Genomic DNA, 19,848 nt, shown 5'->3' with positions numbered 1-19,848 from the left:
CATTTTCTTTATTACCAATCCGCAGTTATTCCCTTTAAACCATTCTCTAAATATTTTACAGAAGCAAATCCAGACTTGAGAAGTATATCTAAAGCTATCTTGCTTCGCTTACCTGTCTGACAATACAAAATAATAAGCTGATTAGGATTTAGTTCATGTAAGCGCTGAGGCAATTCATCTAAAGGAAGCACAATGCCTCCTACATTCTGTATTTGATGTTCTTTTATACTACGAACATCGATTAGATGAATATTGTTCTTATTTGTATATAATTTATAAAATTCGTCAAGAGTTATTCTATAATGGCTTGAATCGATTTGAGTTGAACAATTCATAGGATTGATTAGTTTTCTAATTGGCTGATTTTGAATGCAAAACTCACAATCGGGATTTTTTGAAATAATGATGTTCTTAAAGGTCATGGTTAGCAAGTTAATAGCAAGCAAGCGTTTATTTAATGGATTGCCTATTTGTAGTATCCATTTGATTATTTCTGTTGCCTGAATAATGCCTAACAACCCAGGTAAAGTACCAATGACCCCGCTGCCCTCACAACTGGGCATATTGGTATCGTTTATGGAAATTGGGAATACACAATGGAAACAGGGGTTTTGTTTGCCGTGGAATATAGAGCAATACCCTTGAAAATGTGAGGCACTAGCATAAACATAGGGTTTTTCCAACTCAAAGCAAATACTGTGAATTAAATATCGCGTATAAAAATTATCGGATCCATCTGCAATGATGTCATACTGGCTAATTATCTCAGCCGCATTTTCTTCTGTTAATCTTCTGGAGTAAGATTCAATTTGAATCAATGGATTAATAGCCAGAAGTTGCTCTTTTGCTGCAGCAACCTTTTTTTTATTAATATGAGTATGATTATAAAGAATCTGTCTGTGTAAATTACTTAATTCAATAATGTCATCATCAACAATGCCTAAAACTCCAACACCTGCTGCTGCAAGATAAACTAAAAGTGGAGAACCCAATCCGCCAAGCCCAATACATAACACGCGAGAATTTTTAAGTTTTTCTTGTCCTGCCAAACCAATTTCTTCCATCTTGATTTGTTGAGAATAACGGATTAATTCGCTCATTACCAAATTTGATTTATTCATTATAGGATTCATTCATTTGAGTTAAAAATTGTTTGGCTGCGACTAAGGGTTCTGGTGCTTTTGTGATGGCGGATATCACTGAAATACCCTCAACTTTGGTTTTTAAGACATCAGAAAGATTCTTCAAAGTTATGCCGCCAATGGCAACCAATGGATAACGAAGTGTTTTTCGCCAACGTTCAAGTCGTGTGATTCCTTGAGCTTGAAAAGGCATTTTTTTGCTGATTGTTTCATAAATGGGGCCGCAAGCGACATAGGAAGGATTAAGAGCATGGGCTCTGGCAACTTCATAGTAGCAATGTGTGCTTACACCCAAAAGCAATCCTGATTGATTAATTCTATCGATATCAGCATTTTCCAGATCCTCTTGCCCGAGATGAACTCCTGCAGCACCATAATTAATAGCAAGCTCCCAGTAATCATTAATAAATAATGTGGCATTATGCTGATTTGCCAAAAGGACACTCCGTTTTATTTCTTCTTCTAACTGGTCTTGAGGAGCTTCCTTTATTCGTAACTGTATGTACTTAATTCCCAATGGCAATAATATTTCTAGCCAGTAGCTACTATCTACAATGGGATAAAAACCCATAGAACATTTTTTAAATGAAGGAATTAGTTTAATTAAAGGTCTTGGCGATAAATAGGGGAGATCTACCTCGTCTTCCGGCCAACCATCATGAAATAGTTGAGAAGTCTCCTTATCAATCTCAATGGATTGACGTATTCCACGATTGACATACATTTTAGCAATAACGATAGCGTCTTTCATTGAATAACCAAGCGCAAGACAAGCTGTGAGTGCTGAAGAAAGAACACAACCTGTCCCACGGTAATTTGTTTCAGGAAAACGATAATTTGCAATCCAAAACGACTCTTTCCCATCGGTCCAGTAATCTTGACTGAATAAATTATCTTTGACATGTCCTCCTTTCAGTAAAACCTGCTTAGCTCCCATTGATAGCAGATCAGTGGCTGCGTTTATTACATCCTGATAAGAAGAAATGTTCCGATTTAAAATGGTTTCTGCTTCTATCTTATTAGGAGTAATAATAGTAACGTAGGGAAACAATTTAATTAGATTTTTTTTGTGCTCCTCTAAATCTGAAAAAAACAAGTCTGCTCCTGAGGAGGAGGTAATTATTGGGTCAAGAACAACAAACCCTTCGTAATCCTTTAAAAAGGAAATAATTTTCTCGCAGCTTGAAGTAGAACCTAACATACCAATTTTAATAGCATCGGGCTTAAAATTTAATTTCAGAGCACTACATTGAGCAGCAACATGGTCACCGGATATCGCTTCTACTGCAAAAATTGAGTGAGCATTTTGTGCGGTTACCGCGGTGATGGCAGAACAAGCCCTGACATTCAAGTTACTAAATGTTTCCATGTCAGCATGGATACCAGCTAATCCGGATGAGTCAACACCGGCAATTGTCCAAACAATGGGTTTTTTCATAAACTGCTTACCTGATGCCAAAATGGAGTATCAATTAATGGAGTACTTGGGTGTGCTACATTTCTAGCAGGCATCATTCCTCCTGTAAAAGCCTGATAACCTGCAATAACGGCATGGCGAAATGCAGTTGCCATGATCGCAGGATGATTGGCAAGAGCGACGGCAGTATTTAAAAGCACACCATCAAAACCTAATTCCATCACCTGTACAGCGTGAGATGGCTTACCAATACCCGCATCAATGATTAATGTGATATCAGGAAATCGATAACGCAAGGTTTCCAAAGCATATGGGTTAATTAAACCCTTACCTGAGCCTATAGGAGCTCCCCAGGGCATTAAAATTTTACAGCCTGCATCAACCAGTTTTTGACATAAAACCAAATCATCAGTGCAATAAGGAAAAACTTCGAATCCTCTGTCAATCAAAGCCCTGGCTGCCTTGATTAGTTCAAAAGGTTCAGGCTGCAAATTATAGTCATCACCTATTACTTCCAGTTTTATCCAGGGTGTATTAAATAATTCTCTTGCAATTTCAGCTGTGCAAATCGCAGCATCTGCATTACGGCAGCCGGCTGTATTCGGTAGAAGATGACAATCTAATTTTTTTACCGCTTGCCAAAAAGATTCTCCACCTATTCCTGCAGAAGTCTGACGCTTAATTGATATCGTAATAACTTCTGTACCCGAATTATCAATCGCTTGCTGCATATGCTCTAATGAAGGATAACATGCAGTACCCAATAGTAAGCGGCTACTTAATTCCTTTCCTGCCAAACTCCACATCATTAACCTCCTTGCATAGGGAAGAGGATATCGATACTGTCATTCGCTTGCAAAATTGTAGTTTCATAAGCATTGTGCGGTACATGATGATTATTTATCGCTACAGCAAAATGCTGTTGGGTATAATTAAGCTGCTTTAAAAAAGCACTTAAGGATAATGAGGATTGAATGGTATAGATTTTATCGTTTAAATAAATATTAATCACAATAGCTCTCCCAAAGCTCTGGATGATTCAGATGCTGAAAATTGGATGTCACGCCGCGTAAAATTTCTGCTGCCAAGGCTGGGGCTATTAAATAACCATGACGATAAAGTCCATTGACTGCTATAAGCCCATCGACAAATTTAATGCGTGGTAAATGATTTGTTAAAGTTGGACGGCAATGGGTCACCGTTTTTATGATGCGAGCCTCGTCAAAGCCTGCATGTAAATAATACACAGCAGTCAATAACTCCAAAGTTGTACGCACGGAAATAGGACTAAAATCTTCTGCTTCAATTTCGCTAGCACCTATGAGGTAAAGATTTCCTGGTCTGGGTACAAGATATAAACTATACCTTGGATGCAGAAGACGTATAGGGCGATGTAATTGGACTCCTGGTGCATGAAGCCAAATGAGCTCACCTCTAATGCCACGTAAATCAGGAAATACCGTTTGTGCTCCCAAACCACGACAATCAAAAACGACATCAAAATGATATCTCTGCTCTTTTGTATTGATCTCACCTGGTTTAATCGACAGCACTGGGGAGTTGGCAATATAAGGTATGCCAAGAGAGTCGAGATATTTTTTTAAAGACAACATTAGTGTTTGGCAATCGATATGTGCTTCATTTGGAAAATAATAAGCGGTTTCAAACTTCGTCAGCTCAGGCTCAAGCGTAATAAGATTTTCATGAGATAATTTTTGAAAAACACAATTATTCTGATTGAGTTGATTCAGGATACGCCGGCTAAAGTGAATCCATTCCGCATGATCGCCGGGATGGCATAGCACCAGAGTGCCAGATTGTTGAAAATACACGGACTCAGGTAAGTACTCAATAATGCGTGGCCAACAATTCTTAATAGATTCTTGACCCAGGCTGGAAATCAATAAGATTGATTTATCCAATTCTGAAAAAGGCGATAATAGACCTGCAGCTGCAGTGCTGCAATTCATGTTTTCATTAGAGTGATCAAAAAGGGATACCTGCCAGCCCGCATTATGTAATGCAAAAGCCAACAGACGTCCCATGATCCCTGCGCCTGCAATGCCTGCTCGCATAATTAATTCTCAAGGCAACAAGCGATTGGTTTCAAATCAGAATAAGGTGTATCAGGCAAAAAACGATTGGTATAGCATTGCGAGATATCAAAGTGCTCATCAATAATGTTTAGATGCTTGGTATAGCGTCCAACTTTATCCCAATCTCTGTCAACATTAATTAATGTACGCGAAAAAAATGGTAATGTTCTTGTAAAGATCTTTTGGTATAAGGGGGTACGCAACTGAGGTTTAGCCTGACATAATAACTCATAGGCTTCTTCAGGCTTTTCTGTTGTGTAGGCTGCACCGCGCTGTGTTGCTCTGAGAAATCCCTTAACTAATTCGGGTTGTTTTAATGTTGTTTCAGGAACAATAAATTGTATTGAACAAAAACAACAACAACCTAAACCAGCTAATTGATCAATGCGTAAAAATACAGTTTCTCCGCAAAGATGTTCCAATTCAACTTTTTGAAAGTTAATAAAACCAATACCGGTGTCGATAACATCCCGATAAATGGCATCTGTGACATTCATACCAATACGTACTGTTTTATAGCTTGTCGGATCAATGCCAGCGAGGCTGGCCAAATCATCAATAATTTTTTTGCCAAATTCTCCAATATAACCTACTCGTTTACCAACAATATCCTGGAAAGAATTTATGCCACTTGACTTTAAAGCAATCAGTCCTGTTGGTGGCTCATCAAGAAGTGTACCTATGGAAGTAACTGGATAACCTTTTGCTTTGGCAGCAACGGTATGAATCATTGCTTTTACACCAAAATCTACTGTTCCGAGGCCAACGATTTCGGTCACGTCACTGGGATCTGCGGGTTCCAAAATGGCGAGCTTGATGCCTTCTTCTGCATAAAATCCCAATTGTTGCGCCACAAGTATTGGGGTATGATAAGGGTTGGTATACCAATTAAGTAGTAGGGTAACCCTGGATTTTAGTGATGACATTGCCATAACTCCTTATGTTATTATTTTTAAATATTATGGAGATGGCAAAAGGGAACCATGCCTTAAAAAGGCCATGGTTTTTTTAAAGGCGTCCTTACGCTGATATGATTCAGATCAAGTTCAACGGGTAACTCTCAGCCGGATTTCCCGACACCCCGCGCCATCTAATAAACTCAAATATACTAAATTTAATTATATGCTTTGTCAAACTAGCGATATTATTGACAGTATTGATAATTAATAAATAATAAACGAGGGGAAGGATCTGCTATGGAAAATTTAGAGCATGGACATTCGCAAAAAGAAATCAGAGAGCGATTAACGCAGACTCCCTCACAAAATTATTTACGAGATTGGATATATGGGGGAATTGATGGTGTTGTAACTACTTTTGCCATTGTTTCCGGTGTCGTCGGTGGGCAATTATCTTCTTTAGTTATTCTAATTTTGGGCTTTGCCAACTTGCTTGCTGATGGTTTTTCAATGGCTGCAAGTAATTATTTAGGTACCAAATCTGAGGTAGATCAATATCAGCGTTATAAAACAATTGAGGAAAAACACATCGAGTTTATTCCCGAGGGTGAAAAAAAAGAAATAAAACAAATTTTTCAAAATAAAGGCTTGCATGATCAAACACTGGATCAGATTGTTGATGAAATTACAGCCAACAGAGCCTTATGGATAAAGACCATGCTACAAGAAGAATATGGATTACCTGCTTCGCTTAGATTCCCGTTTAAAGCGGCGCTTTATACTTTTAGCGCATTTCTATTTTTTGGAATTATTCCACTAATCCCTTACGTACTGGTCATGAACAATCCGTTTATCTGGTCTTGTTTTTTCACTGCAATTACATTTTTTGTCATCGGTTCGATCAAAAGCCACTGGTCGACCAAATCCTGGCTATATTCTGGTTTTGAGACACTGGTCATTGGTGCTGTTACAGCCTCTTTATCTTATGGCATTGGACTGTTTTTACATTATTTTCTGACTTAAAAGTAAGGTAATACTAAAAATGATTCATTTATTAATCAATTGCATGAGTTTAAAAATCTCCATCCGAGCAATCAATCACAATATTATGTTGTTTCTTTGTTTAGGAGTATTGGGGAGCTTATCTCATGCAGCTAAATCAATAAATACAAATCAGACAGATAGTCTGTTCAATATTGTTAAAATGAGCACTATATTAAGCAAAGATAGTTTAATGTCTCCCTATAATTACTTACTCACACAACCATTAATGACAACCACTTTGGAAAGATACTATCAGCGCACCTCCAGGATTAAAGTAATTAGCGCCTTTACAAATCCGCATAACAACACATATTCTCGAATTATCATCCTGTATGTAGACATAAATAAGAAGAGAAATAATGTAGATCTTGCCCAAAAGAAAAATGAAGTCATTCCCGTTGAGTTAGCAGCTATTAACATTAATTTTGCAGAACTGCCAGAGAAACTTATTACTGATATAATTCATACTAATATCCCTTTTGGAAAATTATTAACTCAACATCATCTGAAAGTTCTCAGTAAAGACCGCGCCTATTTCTCTGTTGCTTGCAACAAAATGCTGGCTTCTCTGATCCATTGCAAATTAAATAAAAAATTATTTGGCCGTACCAATGTGCTTGTTAGGGCAGATAACAAAAAATGGATTGCTCGAGTTATTGAAATTTTATCCGATGAAAAGGAAGTCAAACGCCATTTAAGGTTAAATTAAGCAGCTTGCCGCTTTATCCAATTTTTTGCAACCAGCGAACCAATGTACGGGTTTTATTGGAAAATAATTTAGGAGCATAAAACTCACCCGCAACACGTTTACTAATTTCACTCAGGGTAGGGTAAGGAACAATAGCATCTGTAAAACTTCGGAGCGTTTTTTTCTCACGAATTGCCATAATCCAAGGTAAAATGAGTTCTCCAGCATGTGGACCAACTATGGTAACTCCCAGGATCCTTGCTTTCTTGTCTGTGATGATTTTTATTTTTCCATTTAAAGTGCGCTCGGTTTGCGCACGATCATTAGCCATAAATGGCCACTCAGTTATTTGGAGATCAGGATGCTTTAAGGCATCACTGGCTCTTAGTCCAACATGAGCTAATTCGGGATCAGTATAAGTGACCCATGGAATCGCCTTATAATCCACTTTAGCCGGTAATTTAAAAACAATATTACGAAGCACGATACCAGCCTGATAACTAGCCATATGAGTAAACTGATAAAACCCTGTTACATCACCCAGAGCATAGATTTTTTTGTTACTGGTTTGTAAATATTTATTTACTTCAACGCCTTTGCTGGTGAATTTAATACCCGCTTTTTCCAAATCAAGGAGATCTACATTAGCCCGACGTCCGGTTGCAATGAGCAGGTGACTGGCTGTAATAGTGAATTGCGTGTTCTGAAATTCAAAACATACAGAGATACCCGTATCAGGATGAGAATTTATTTGCGTAATCTTGATTTGTTCATAAATGAGAATATTCATCGATTTCATCTGAGTACGGAGGACAGTTACACAATCAGGGTCATCCTTGGGAAGAAGATTCAATCCCTCCAGCAGAGTCACTTGAGAGCCCAGCATAGCAAATGCTTGAGCAAGTTCACAACCAATAGGGCCACCACCAATGACAATCAAGTGCTTAGGCTGTTCTTTCAAATCAAAAATCGTTTCATTGGTGAAATAAGGGGCCGTATCCAATCCAGGAATTGGTGGGATAAATGGGGAAGAACCTGTTGCAATCACAAAACGTTTTGCTTTAATGATACTATCACCAGCTTGTATGGTATTAGAATTTAAAAATTTCCCTACCTGTTTAATAACTTGCACGCCTAATGATTCAAAACGTTGGATAGAATCGTGTTCAGAAATGTTGTCTATGACTTGATGCACATGTTGCATTACTTGTTGAAAATCAACTTTTATCGCCTCAGTATGTACTCCAAAATGTGTTGCATGTTTTGCATAATAAAACGTCTTGGCTGCCGCAAGTAATGATTTGGATGGGATGCAACCGTAATTTAAACAATCTCCTCCCATTTTCCCAGACTCAACCAAAACGACTTTAAGCCCTAATTGTGAACAACCAGAAGCTAAACTCAAACCTCCAGCTCCACCACCTATAATGGCTAAATCACAATTTATTACTTGCCTAATATCTAAGAAATTTTGATGATTCTGATGCTTGCGAGTTAAGAATTGATAAAGTGCTGGCATTAGAGACAAAACAGCCAATGCGAGCAGAGGACCTAATATTTGTAGTTCAAATATGATCCTAAAATTGGGCGTCTGATTGGCTGCAAATATTTGGCTTAAACTATTACCAACCATTACATAGACTGTTGTTCCTGGAATAATGCCAATAAAAGTCGCTGTAATGAATGTTTTTGCTCGAATATTTAAAAGAGCAGGTACAATATTTACTACCCAAAAGGGAAATAATGGAATTAATCGTAGTGTAACTAAATATGAAAAAGCGTTATGTTGAAATCCCTGACGCATACGCTCAATCCATCCAGATGCCTTTTGTGCAAACCAGTCACCCAAAGCAGTGCGAACTGCAAAAAAAAGTATGGTGGCCCCGAGTGTCGCGCTGATAACCACAAATAACACACCCCAGAATACCCCAAATAAAAATCCCCCGGTTAAAGTAAGAAGAACTGCCCCTGGAATAGAGATGGCCACAGCAATTGTATAAAAAATGATAAAAATCAGTGGCGCAACAAAATAATGAGTTCGAGTCCATGCAATGAGTAAAGTATGATTTTCTCTTAACGCATCAAAACTTAAGTATTTATCAAGGTGTAGACTGAAGAAAAGTACCAATAGCCCGATTAATACAAGCAAAGGCAACCAACGATGTATTTTTTTAATCATTCATGTTATTCCTTTAACTCGATAAGCTGATATAAATTATATGCAGATACTAACAGTAATTTATTTCGAGGTCATACCTTAATTATCGATAGGGTATAATAATACTAAGAATTATTTTCCAGAGTAGGGAAAGTACTCAAACTCCAATTCGAATATGAAAATCACCTTGAGACTATGTTATTGAAATGTCATGTTTTCGAAAAGCCTCCTCAATAGAAAAATTTAATTCACTTTTGACTGTCGATTTTTTATTTACATCTTTAATCATGCACCAAAGTTGAAAAGTCAATGCACTGTCGGCAAAACTGGTAAATAATACGACAGGTTTATTTCTACCACTTTTTACAACATCATCATGTTTATTGGCAATCTCCAAAAGGATGTCTTTAACAAGATTGAGGTTAGTCCCGAACGCTACGCTAACTTCACAATTCACTCTCCAATAATTATCTGTCAGCATGTAGTTGACTACACGGCGTGTAATTAAATCAGAGTTTGGAATAATAATATCTTCATTTACCGGAGTTATAATTTGTGTTGATCTAACTCTGATCTTTTTCACAAATCCTTCAACACCATCGATGTTAATTCGATCTCCAGGCCTTATTGGTTTCTCTATAAGCAAAATAATACCTGATACAAAATTATTAACTATACTTTGGAGTCCAAGACCAATTCCTACAGAAAGTGCTCCTGCGATAATGGCAAGGCCAGTAAAATTAAAACCTGCCACAAGTAAGCCTGAAATAACAGCAATACTGAATCCAACATAAGTCAAAATGGAGGCAATAGCTACCTGAGTCTCTTCTTCATTTTCGAATTGCTGGTGACGACTGATTGAAGTTGAAATGGCCCGGGACACAAGATATAAAAAACAAAAAATTATGATCCCGAAGAGAATGCGTGTTGGATAAATTGTAATATTTGCCAGAGTAAAGCCATACAATAATTTCTTGTAAACAGTATCAATAAAATCTGTAGCAAAGCCCCATGATATCCCTATTAGATAGATACTCAGGAGAACAACAACAAGTTTTAAGGTAATTTTAAGAATATAAAACTCGGTGAGCATCTGATCCTTTTTGTAACCAAATAATCGTATTACATTCAATTTGCCTTGTGAGTAACTTAATGAGGCATAAAATTTATTAATACTCTGTCCTACTAAAATAGTTATATACAGGATAAAAAAGGTAAAAATGCCAGATAGAGTAAGCTGCATGGCTAAAGTATAAAAGCCACTGATGTTAAGAATTGCACATCCTAAAAGCAACGCAGAAATAAAGTAGCGAATAAAATTATAATGTCTTTTTACAAAAGAAATATGAAGATGAGAGCGGCAGAAATAGTGAGTAAAATAAGCCGTAGTGGCAAGTAATAAAAATAGAAAGATGGAGCGAGTTAACTCCACAATAATCTTATTGACTTCCCAGATATCAAATAATCTCTGCTCTGACAATGCGAGGAAATAAAATGCAACAATCACAATGCTTAGTATTTCAAAAAATTCACTATCCATCGCATACCAATCAAAAAAAGCCTTGATTTTTTTTACTTTGAATAAAAAAACAATTAATAATGTTCCGGTAAGAAACCAAAAGAGCTCTTTTATCAAAAGAAATTGAGAGTTGATAAGCTGCTCTTCACCAGTGAATAGGGAGATATAGCCATACAATGAGCCCGTCATCACGAACAAAGCTAAAAGAGTAATATGAGCCCAGCGAATTTTTTTAAACTTCACGTAGCGGCGTATAGCATTAGATTGTCGTAATTTTGACAACACCAGGATGGAGATAAAAAAACTTGTAATAACAATGCAACACCATAGATAAACAGGTAAATCTTGAAGTAAAAATTTCTCTTTAGAGTGATTTATCCATTTGGCATTATCAGGAGAGTTAATAATTTTACTTACTAATTGCCATAATGGCAAAGTACGTGCCAAAGTTTTTTCTTGCCTCAATTGTAAAATAGCACTTTTATAAGCATCTATTGCTTCTTGTGCTCGAATCGAAAACAATCGGCATTGAGATTGTAACTCAGCCAACTGATGCTTTTGATTATTCAGATAGACTAAATCCGCCCCTTTGTCATTTCCTGTTGAGGCAGCTTGTTTGATTAATACATCCACTCCATTTAATTTCTTTTGTAAATCGGCTATGCATTCTTCTGATTGTGCTGATAGTTCACTTAAAGTTTCTACCGCCTTATTCAGATTATTTAAATTAAGATTTTGTACTGACAACTGAAGATTGATGTGATCAAATTGTTTATTTGCATTTTTGACATCAAAAACTGCAGGCAAAGTAGTCTCCCCCAAAGTCGGGGAAATGCTAAAAAAGAAAAGCAAAATCATGACAAAAATTCTCATGGCCATTCTCTTCCTTGCCAATTAACAAATTATTAACTCTACTTGCTTATGAACTGAATCTCAAGAAACAAATTTAAAATATCCACGAGATATTTCATGTAAAATAGGTAGATAGTTCAGTAATATTATTTGTTGTTAGGCCTCGCTGTTTGCGAGGCCCTAACATAGACTAAAATCATGCTTGTTGTAACGACTCGATAACTGCCCCTAAAAAGCGAGTAGCCTCGCCTCCGGTAATAGCCCTATGATCAAAGCTCAAGGATAAAGGAAGCATTTTGTGTCCTTCGATTTTGTCTTCTGTAACTACTGCTGCTTGATAAAGCCTTCCGACTGCTAGAATTGCGACCATTGGAGGAACAATTATTGGGCTGGCAAAACGTCCTGAAAATTTACCAAAATTAGATAAGGTGATTGTTGCCCCTTTTAGTTTATCTGCGCTTACTGCTCGATTACGAACCGACTCTTTAAATTCATCAATTATTTTTCTTAACTCACTGTCGGAGTACTTTTCAGCATCATGGATAACTGGAACAAATAAACCTTCCTCATTGTCCATGGCAATACCAAGATGCACTTCATTAAAACATTTACGTGCAGCATGTTTAGTATCAAACCAGGCATTAAGAGCAGGTTCCTTTTTGGACGCATGGATAATAGCCCGAATTAATCGAACGGTAATATCCGTGTTGGGTTTCCAATTATGGATATCTGCTTCATCAAAGATACTAACCGGAACTATTTCTGCATGAGATTGTACCATGCTGTTAAGCATGGCTCTTCTAACACCTCGCAAAGGCTCAAACCCGGCGGGTGGTTGTGAGTTGATATTAGCTTGCTTTTGCACATCCTCTCGAGTAATAACGCCATTATCACCACTACCTTTTAAAGAGCTTAAATCAACCCCTAATTTTTTTGCTAGCATTCTTACAGCAGGTGTTGTCTTAACACGATGGGAAGAACGCTGACTTCCAATAATAAAATTATCTTCTACCACATCAGTACTTTCCTCCAGATTACCAACCACTGTGCCTTTGTCTGCAGGTTTTTCTGTAGTTGAAACGAATGCTACGAGGGGCTCTCCAGTTTTTATAACGTCACCAGGTTTGCCATAAAGTTTTGCGATAGTGCCTGATTGAGGGCAGGGTACGTCAACAACTGCTTTTGCCGTTTCCATAGAAACTAAAGGTTGATCTGCTTTAACTGTATCGCCTTCCTTAACAAACCATTCATGAATTTCAGCGTCAGGTAACCCTTCACCTAAATCAGGTAGATTAAAAATATTCATTATTACTCCATTATACTCATAACAGTGTTCTTAATACGTGCAACGCTAGGTATGTACTGTTTTTCAAGCTGGAAATAAGGCATAACCGTATCATATCCCGTAACTCTTTGCACAGGAGCCAGCAAATCGGCCATACAATGCTCCATAATTTGAGCTGATATTTCAGCACCCACACCACAAGTTTTTGCACCCTCATGCACTATGACGCAACGTCCTGTTTTTTCTACAGAACTTAAAATGGTTTCTATGTCCAGAGGCTTGATTGTCGCTATGTCAATAACTTCACAGGAAATACCCTCATCAGTTAATTGTTTGGCTGCCTGTAAGGTTTCATGCATACTGGCCCCCCAGCTAATTAATGTCAGATCATCTCCTTGTTGCAAAGTAAAACATTTACCTAACGGTAAGGCTTGTCCATCATCAGGAACAGGTTGTTTAACCAAGCGATAAATCCTTTTTGGTTCAAGAAAAATAACAGGATCAGGATTACGTATAGCCGCCAACAACAGCCCATAAGCACGTTTAGGAGAAGAGGGGATAACCACTTGCAAACCCGGAATATGAGCAAATAATGCCTCTGTACTTTCAGAATGATGCTCTGGTGCTCTGATTCCGCCACCAAACGGAGCGCGATAAACCAAAGGGCAATGTAACCGGCCTCTGGTTCTGTTACGCATACGCGCTGCATGAGATATGATCTGATTCATGGCTGGATAAATAAAACCCATGAATTGAAACTCAGCAACAGGTTTTAAGCCTTGAATAGACATTCCAATAGCAAGTCCTGCTATCATTGATTCTGCTAAAGGAGTATCAAAAACTCTATTTTCTCCAAATCTGTCTTGTAAACCTACAGTAGCTCGAAATACTCCACCATTTTTACCAACATCCTCGCCAAAGACTACTACATTTTCATCATGAGCTAACTCATACGCCAGAGCCTGAGTAACAGCTTCAACTAAAGTAATATCAGGCATGAGAATACTCCTCCATGGCTATTGCACGTTGTTCAATTAAATATTCTGGTAATTCCGCATAATGATAATCAAAAATGCTGCTAACAGGCTGAGGTTTGGTATTCAAATATTCCTCTACCGCTTTTTCTACCTTGTCACTGCACTCTATTACCAGCTTTTCTTCGTCCTGAGATGTCCAAATATTTTGTTGCATTAAATAATGTTTAAAACGAGTAATTGGCTCTTTTGCTTTAGCTTCCTCTACTTCCTCAGAAGGCTGATAGCGTGTTGCATCATCAGCGGTTGTGTGGTCGCACAAGCGATAGGTTAAAGCTTCGATTAGAGTAGGGCCACCACCTTGGCGAGCTTTTTCAATAGCATCCCCAATAACCTGTCTTGCAGCAAAGATATCATTGCCATCTATTTGAACACCAGAAAAACCAGCAGCAATCGCTTTCTGTGCTATCGTTTGTGACCCGGTTTGCTTCTCTATAGGCACAGAAATTGCCCATTTGTTATTGTTTACCACGAAAACTACTGGTAATTTCCACGCCCCAGCCACATTCATGGCTTCGTAAAAATCACCCTCTGAAGTGCCTCCTTCTCCTATACAAACCAATGCGACTCTTGGTTGATTTCTGTACTTGAAAGCAAAGGCAACTCCTGCGGCATGCAAACATTGAGATGCAATCGGAACACAGATAGGCAAATCTTCCGCATTATTAGAATAATGACTTCCTCGTTCATCTCCCCCCCAGAAGGCGAGTATCTCTGACATTTTAACGCCTCTCTGAAATTGAGCGGCATAATCTCTGTAATAAGGAACAAGTACATCTTCAGGTTTCAGAGCATGGCCGATTGCAGTCGAAATAGCTTCTTGGCCATTAATTGGTGCATACGTTCCCATTTTTCCTGTTCTTTGCAATGCAATTGCTTTTTTATCAAAAGTACGAGTGAGTACCATGATTTTATACAATTCTTTAAGTATGGATTGATTATCTGCAAATGGAGGTAATTCAGCGATCAACTGACCTTGTTCATTCAGGTATTGTGTGTATGTTATTTCAAATTGAGCAACAGTTGTCATTACATGGCTCCTTGTCAACAACGCGTTGGCATAGGATACTCACAAATTAATTTAAAAACCAGTAAATTAATATAGACCCAAGATAAAAATATACGCTTTTTATTGATGAGTTAGGTTAAAATGACCAAATCAAAAGCAGTGCATTTTTTCACAAACACATCCTTATCTTGAGGTGATAATTTGATTGATAGTACTCTTATTACACTTGACTACCATGATTTTTCATCTGATACCTATGAAAAACTCAGTCATTTACCTGGATTTGTTCTGCTTGAGAGTACGAACAAATCGATGGGTCGTTATGATATTTTAAGTGCTTATCCATATGAGAAGATGGTTATTAAAAACCATACATATGATAAAGATTTAGTATTAACCAAATTGAAAAACAAATTAAAAATAGAGCACTCAGAATTTGATCTTCCTTTTCAAGGCGGAGCCATAGGCTACGTTTCTTACGATTTTGGCGCACTATTACATAATATTGAACAATATCCCCAAAAAGAACTGACGAACATACCATTTTTAAATTTAGGGTTTTATGATTGGGCTATCATCGTAGATCATCATTTAAAAAAAGCCACTTTATTTGCAAGAAACAGTCATTCTTCAACAAAAAATATTTTAAATGAAATAAAAAATATATTAAACAGCCAACCAAAAACGCCGGTACAGTTTTCAGTTCAAGCGGAATTTTTGCCTTTAATATCAAAAGAGAATTACAGAAATTCATTCAATGCTATTCAACAAGCCCTGAGAGCAGGACGTTCCTATCAGGTTAATTTTACTCAACCGTTTCAGACAAGATTCACGGGAAATCCCTGGGATATGTACCAAAGGGTTAATAAAAATAATCCAGTTCCATATGCCGCTTTTATCAGGACAGATGAAGCTGACCTATTAAGCTTTTCTCCCGAGCGATTTTTACTTTATGACAATGGAGAAATGTTAACTTCACCTATAAAAGGTACTATCCACCGGTCGAAGGATCCTTCTGCAGATAACAAATTAAAAGAGCTGCTATTAAAATGTCCTAAAAACAGGGCTGAAAATGTCATGATTGTTGACTTGCTAAGAAACGATTTAGGTAAACTTGCAAAACCTGGCAGTGTAAAGGTAATGAATCTTTGTAACATCCAGAGTTTCAATGCAGTACATCATTTGGTTTCCGACATACGGGCTGTTTGCAGAGAGGATATTCATCCAATTGAAACATTTTTTTCCTGTTTTCCAGGTGGTTCAATTACTGGGGCACCTAAATTAGAAACGATGAAAATTATCAGTGAACTGGAAACCTATAAAAGAGGAGTCTATTGTGGCTGTATAGCCTACTTTTCAAATCATGGGCGTTTTGATGCCAATATCGCAATACGTACGGTTACAGCCAAGGATAATGTTTTGTATTTGGCAGCAGGAGGAGGAATAGTTATTGACTCTAATTGGGAAGATGAATATCGTGAATGTTTCACAAAAATAGCAGCGATTATCAATGGAATCAAATAATACCCAACAAGCCATTAAAACACATTCATCTGTTATTGTCTTATATGATCTTTCCAGAGACTCGTTAATTCTCACCAAACGAAGTGAGATGCTAAAAAAACACCCGGGAGAAGTGTGCTTTCCTGGAGGATTTCAAGAAATAAAAGATCAAAATTTATATAGCACTGCATTAAGAGAGCTTAATGAAGAGCTAGGTGTTACATCAGACAGAATAACTCTGATCAGAAAATTAAAAATTGAAAAGACTTTGCTCGGTTTAGTCATTCACCCTTGGTTCGCCAGTATTGATTCCATATTTCCTTACACTATGAATCCACAAGAGGTTAGTGAATTAATTCTTGTGCCCATGCCTTTGGTAAAAAATCTGAAAAATTATAAAGAAATTAGGATTGAAAAAGAGGGGAGACATATTATCACCTGCCAATTTATTGCTAATCAAGAGTTAATATGGGGCGCCACAGCAAGAATAATGAGACAATTAGCTTCTCAATAAATTAGTCTTATGTGATATTGCTGCAATATGAGCCTTTCTTAAAATAATTTCACCCGATACTTAAACTAAAATAAAAAATTAATATTAAACAAATTGTACAAATTTATTTTTTTGTACCATGATTATGATTAAACAAACTTCCTAAATTAAAGGATGTAGTTTATGAAGTTACTGCAACTTCTCTTATTTATTATTATTTCCTCTAGTTCTTATTCATTAAATTTAACGATTGGTACTTCAAAATTTAATCCACCTTTTGAAGTTTGGTCTGGTAACAAGAGTTCATTGTATGGATTTGATATAGACCTTATGCAAGAAATATGTAGAAGATTACATGCGAACTGCACTTTTGAAGCTTACATATTCGATGATTTATTTCCCGAGTTAACAAACCGTAGGGTCGATCTGGTTATCGCCTCAATGATTATTACAGATGAAAGAAAGAAACACTTTATTTTTAGTCTGCCTTATATGGAAAGTAACTCACAATATATAACTACCATCCATTCTAAAATCAGTACATTTGATGAACTACACGGTAAAAAAATTGGAGTAAGAAAAGGAACTCCTTATGCAAGGCAAGTCTTGTCAGAAAACCACAACAATCAGATCATTTTTTATGAACTTATACAAGATATGCTTCTTGGCTTAAGCAATAATGAAGTTGATGCCAGTTTAATGGATTATGAAGCAGCAAAATATTGGATGGCATCTGAACCCTATACTTATAAATTAATTGGTGACAAAATTTCTATTGGAGAAGGATATGCCATTATGGCAAACCCTGATCAATATGTATTAATAAAAAAAATAAATAAAATACTTCTTGAAATGGAAGCTGATGGAACTTACCTGAGACTTTATTCAGAATACTTTTAAAAGAGGAGTATTCTGAATAAATAGCGACCAGAATACTCCAATTATACCTAAACAGGCTCCATTGTTTTTTTATTGACCGAGTTTTTTTGTTCCAATTCTTTATTTTTTAGGGCACGACGCAAAATCTTACCCACGTTCGTTTTAGGAAGTTCATCAAAAAACTCAACAATCTTGGGAATTTTATAAGCAGTCAAATGCTCCTTACAATGATTAATAATTTGCTCAGCCGTCAATGTCGTATCCTTTCTTACAATACAGGCTTTAACTCGCTCACCGGATTCTTCATCAACAATACCTACAACACCTACTTCCAGTACGCCAGGATGCATTCCTATTATTTGCTCTACCTCATTAGGGTATACGTTAAATCCTGAAACAACGATCATGTCTTTTTTTCTATCGACCAGATAGATAAAGCCTTCTTCATCCATACGAGCAATATCGCCGGTTTTTAAGAACCCGTCTTTAGTAAACACTAAGGCTGTTTCATCAGGCCTTTTCCAATAACCTGGCATCACTTGCGGCCCTTTAATGCACAACTCACCACTTGTACCAATAGGCACTTCTTTTCCGGATTCATCACGAATAGACACATCAGTTGAAGGAAGTGGTAAACCAATACTGCCATTATAGCCATCAAGGTACATCGGGTTTATAGTCACTGCAGGGCTGGTTTCAGTTAATCCATAAGCCTCCAAAACACGTGTTTTGGTCATTTCAGACCATTTTAAAGACACACTTTTTTGCAATGCCATACCACCTGATAATGCTAGTTTTAACTTGCTGAAATCAATTTCTTTAAATTTAGGGTGATTCAGCAGTGCATTGAAGAGAGTATTTACCCCTGTTATTGCTGTAAAACCCGAATTTTTGATTTGATCTATAAAATGTCCCATATCACGTGGATTGGTGATCAGAATATTTTTCGCGCCAATTTTCATAAAAGTGAGGCAATTGGCTGTCAAGGAAAAAATATGGTACAGGGGAAGTGCGGTTACTATAATATCTTGATCACTGACTCCCAGAGGAGATATCCAGGTGTATGCTTGCATCACATTGGCTATAAGATTGCCATGAGTCAATATAGCGCCTTTTGCAACACCAGTAGTACCACCAGTATATTGTAGAAACGCAATGTCATCATGATTCAGTTCAACTCGATGAAGCGTTGCTTGTTTTCCTTCAGACAAAGCATAGTTAAAAGCCACTGCGTGAGGAATTGAGAAGGCAGGAACCAATTTTTTTATATGATTTACTACAAAATTAACAATGAATCTCTTGAATGAAGGAAATAAATCACCCAGTTGAGTTACAATCACATGCTTAACAGAAGGCATGGATGGCAAAGCTTTTTCAATTGTTTTTGCAAAATTAGCCAGCACGATGATGACTTCTGCTCCAGAGTCATTCATTTGGTGTATTACTTCATCGGCTGTGTATAAGGGGTTAGTGTTTACCACGACATAACCAGCTCGCAAAACACCGAAGATGGCTACAGGGTATTGTAAAACGTTAGGCAGCATTATTGCTACTCTTGCCCCTTTTTCCAAATTCAATTGTTGCAAATAAGCAGCGAAATTTCTGCTGAGGCTATCCAAATCAGCATAAGTAATTTCAGTCCCCAAATTGGAATAGGCAGCTCTGCTCGCAAAAGAGTTACATGATTCGTTAAATAAAGATATGAGGGATAAATATTGACTTGTGTCAATTTCATGTGGGACTCCATTTTGGTATTGTTCAAACCATCGTTTATCCACTTTGATATCCTTCTGTTATTGTTTTCCTCATGATAGTATAAACAAAAAAATC

General features: G+C 37.2%; 17 protein-coding genes and 1 riboswitch. Of the genes, 5 read left to right on the top strand and 12 right to left on the bottom strand.

Annotation, left to right across the window (positions count from 1 at the left end; genetic code table 11):
- Positions 1–11: 11 nt before the first annotated feature.
- Genes EL201_RS08030 through EL201_RS08005 form a run of 6 tightly spaced genes read right to left on the bottom strand, consistent with a single transcriptional unit; the run spans position 12 to position 5,581 of the window.
- The gene (locus tag EL201_RS08030) at positions 12–1,121 is read right to left on the bottom strand and encodes a HesA/MoeB/ThiF family protein (protein ID WP_027221757.1); all 1,110 of its coding nucleotides are present in this window, start codon (positions 1,119–1,121) and stop codon (positions 12–14) included.
- Positions 1,114–2,580 carry a bifunctional hydroxymethylpyrimidine kinase/phosphomethylpyrimidine kinase gene (gene thiD, locus EL201_RS08025; protein WP_027221756.1) on the bottom strand — a complete coding sequence of 489 codons (1,467 nt, stop codon included), beginning with the start codon at positions 2,578–2,580 and terminating at the stop codon, positions 1,114–1,116. Before thiD ends, EL201_RS08030 begins: the two co-directional genes overlap by 8 nt.
- Positions 2,577–3,365 carry a thiazole synthase gene (locus EL201_RS08020; RefSeq protein ID WP_027221755.1) on the bottom strand — a complete coding sequence of 263 codons (789 nt, stop codon included), beginning with the start codon at positions 3,363–3,365 and terminating at the stop codon, positions 2,577–2,579. The genes thiD and EL201_RS08020 overlap by 4 nt, the downstream gene beginning before the upstream one ends.
- A gap of 2 nt (positions 3,366–3,367) precedes the next feature.
- Complete coding sequence (thiS, locus tag EL201_RS08015; protein WP_027221754.1) at positions 3,368–3,571, bottom strand: sulfur carrier protein ThiS; 204 nt, start codon at positions 3,569–3,571, stop codon at positions 3,368–3,370.
- Complete coding sequence (locus EL201_RS08010) at positions 3,564–4,634, bottom strand: FAD-dependent oxidoreductase (protein WP_027221753.1); 1,071 nt, start codon at positions 4,632–4,634, stop codon at positions 3,564–3,566. Before EL201_RS08010 ends, thiS begins: the two co-directional genes overlap by 8 nt.
- 2 nt (positions 4,635–4,636) lie before the next feature.
- Positions 4,637–5,581 (bottom strand): 4-amino-5-hydroxymethyl-2-methylpyrimidine phosphate synthase, encoded by a 945-nt coding sequence (locus EL201_RS08005; RefSeq protein WP_027221752.1) that lies wholly within the window; start codon positions 5,579–5,581, stop codon positions 4,637–4,639.
- A 74-nt stretch (positions 5,582–5,655) separates the two neighbouring features.
- Positions 5,656–5,749: riboswitch (TPP riboswitch) on the bottom strand.
- Between the two features lie 102 nt (positions 5,750–5,851).
- On the opposite strand from EL201_RS08005, the gene EL201_RS08000 reads away from it, so the two are divergent.
- Positions 5,852–6,577 (top strand): VIT1/CCC1 transporter family protein, encoded by a 726-nt coding sequence (locus EL201_RS08000; RefSeq protein WP_027221751.1) that lies wholly within the window; start codon positions 5,852–5,854, stop codon positions 6,575–6,577.
- A 19-nt stretch (positions 6,578–6,596) separates the two neighbouring features.
- Entirely contained in the window at positions 6,597–7,307 is a 711-nt protein-coding gene (locus EL201_RS07995) for a hypothetical protein (protein ID WP_027221750.1), read from the top strand.
- A 13-nt stretch (positions 7,308–7,320) separates the two neighbouring features.
- Here EL201_RS07995 and EL201_RS07990 read toward each other — a convergent pair whose 3' ends face one another.
- From EL201_RS07990 to pdhA, 5 genes are all read right to left on the bottom strand, one after another.
- Complete coding sequence (locus EL201_RS07990) at positions 7,321–9,465, bottom strand: dihydrolipoyl dehydrogenase family protein (protein WP_027221749.1); 2,145 nt, start codon at positions 9,463–9,465, stop codon at positions 7,321–7,323.
- A gap of 172 nt (positions 9,466–9,637) precedes the next feature.
- Complete coding sequence (locus EL201_RS07985) at positions 9,638–11,842, bottom strand: mechanosensitive ion channel family protein (protein ID WP_027221748.1); 2,205 nt, start codon at positions 11,840–11,842, stop codon at positions 9,638–9,640.
- Between the two features lie 169 nt (positions 11,843–12,011).
- Entirely contained in the window at positions 12,012–13,121 is a 1,110-nt protein-coding gene (locus EL201_RS07980) for a dihydrolipoamide acetyltransferase family protein (RefSeq protein ID WP_027221747.1), read from the bottom strand.
- Positions 13,122–13,123: 2 nt separating this feature from the next.
- Positions 13,124–14,098: an alpha-ketoacid dehydrogenase subunit beta gene (locus tag EL201_RS07975; protein WP_027221746.1), complete on the bottom strand. Its 975-nt coding sequence runs from the start codon at positions 14,096–14,098 to the stop codon at positions 13,124–13,126.
- On the bottom strand, positions 14,091–15,164 hold the full coding sequence (pdhA, locus tag EL201_RS07970) for a pyruvate dehydrogenase (acetyl-transferring) E1 component subunit alpha (protein WP_027221745.1): 1,074 nt from the start codon (positions 15,162–15,164) through the stop codon (positions 14,091–14,093). The genes EL201_RS07975 and pdhA overlap by 8 nt, the downstream gene beginning before the upstream one ends.
- A 180-nt stretch (positions 15,165–15,344) precedes the next feature.
- On the opposite strand from pdhA, the gene pabB reads away from it, so the two are divergent.
- From pabB to EL201_RS07955, 3 genes are all read left to right on the top strand, one after another.
- Entirely contained in the window at positions 15,345–16,667 is a 1,323-nt protein-coding gene (gene pabB, locus EL201_RS07965; protein WP_027221744.1) for an aminodeoxychorismate synthase component I, read from the top strand.
- The gene (locus EL201_RS07960) at positions 16,654–17,160 is read left to right on the top strand and encodes an NUDIX hydrolase (RefSeq protein WP_027221743.1); all 507 of its coding nucleotides are present in this window, start codon (positions 16,654–16,656) and stop codon (positions 17,158–17,160) included. The genes pabB and EL201_RS07960 overlap by 14 nt, the downstream gene beginning before the upstream one ends.
- Before the next feature lie 162 nt (positions 17,161–17,322).
- The gene (locus EL201_RS07955; protein WP_027221742.1) at positions 17,323–18,039 is read left to right on the top strand and encodes a transporter substrate-binding domain-containing protein; all 717 of its coding nucleotides are present in this window, start codon (positions 17,323–17,325) and stop codon (positions 18,037–18,039) included.
- A 47-nt stretch (positions 18,040–18,086) separates the two neighbouring features.
- On the opposite strand, the gene EL201_RS07950 is transcribed toward EL201_RS07955, so the two are convergent.
- On the bottom strand, positions 18,087–19,796 hold the full coding sequence (locus tag EL201_RS07950) for an AMP-binding protein (protein ID WP_027221741.1): 1,710 nt from the start codon (positions 19,794–19,796) through the stop codon (positions 18,087–18,089).
- Positions 19,797–19,848 lie beyond the last annotated feature (52 nt).

This window comes from Legionella pneumophila subsp. pascullei, from assembly GCF_900637585.1.
Lineage (GTDB): Bacteria > Pseudomonadota > Gammaproteobacteria > Legionellales > Legionellaceae > Legionella > Legionella pascullei.
The sequence above is the reverse complement of the archived record's forward strand: the minus strand, read 5'-3'. Positions and strand labels throughout refer to the sequence as shown.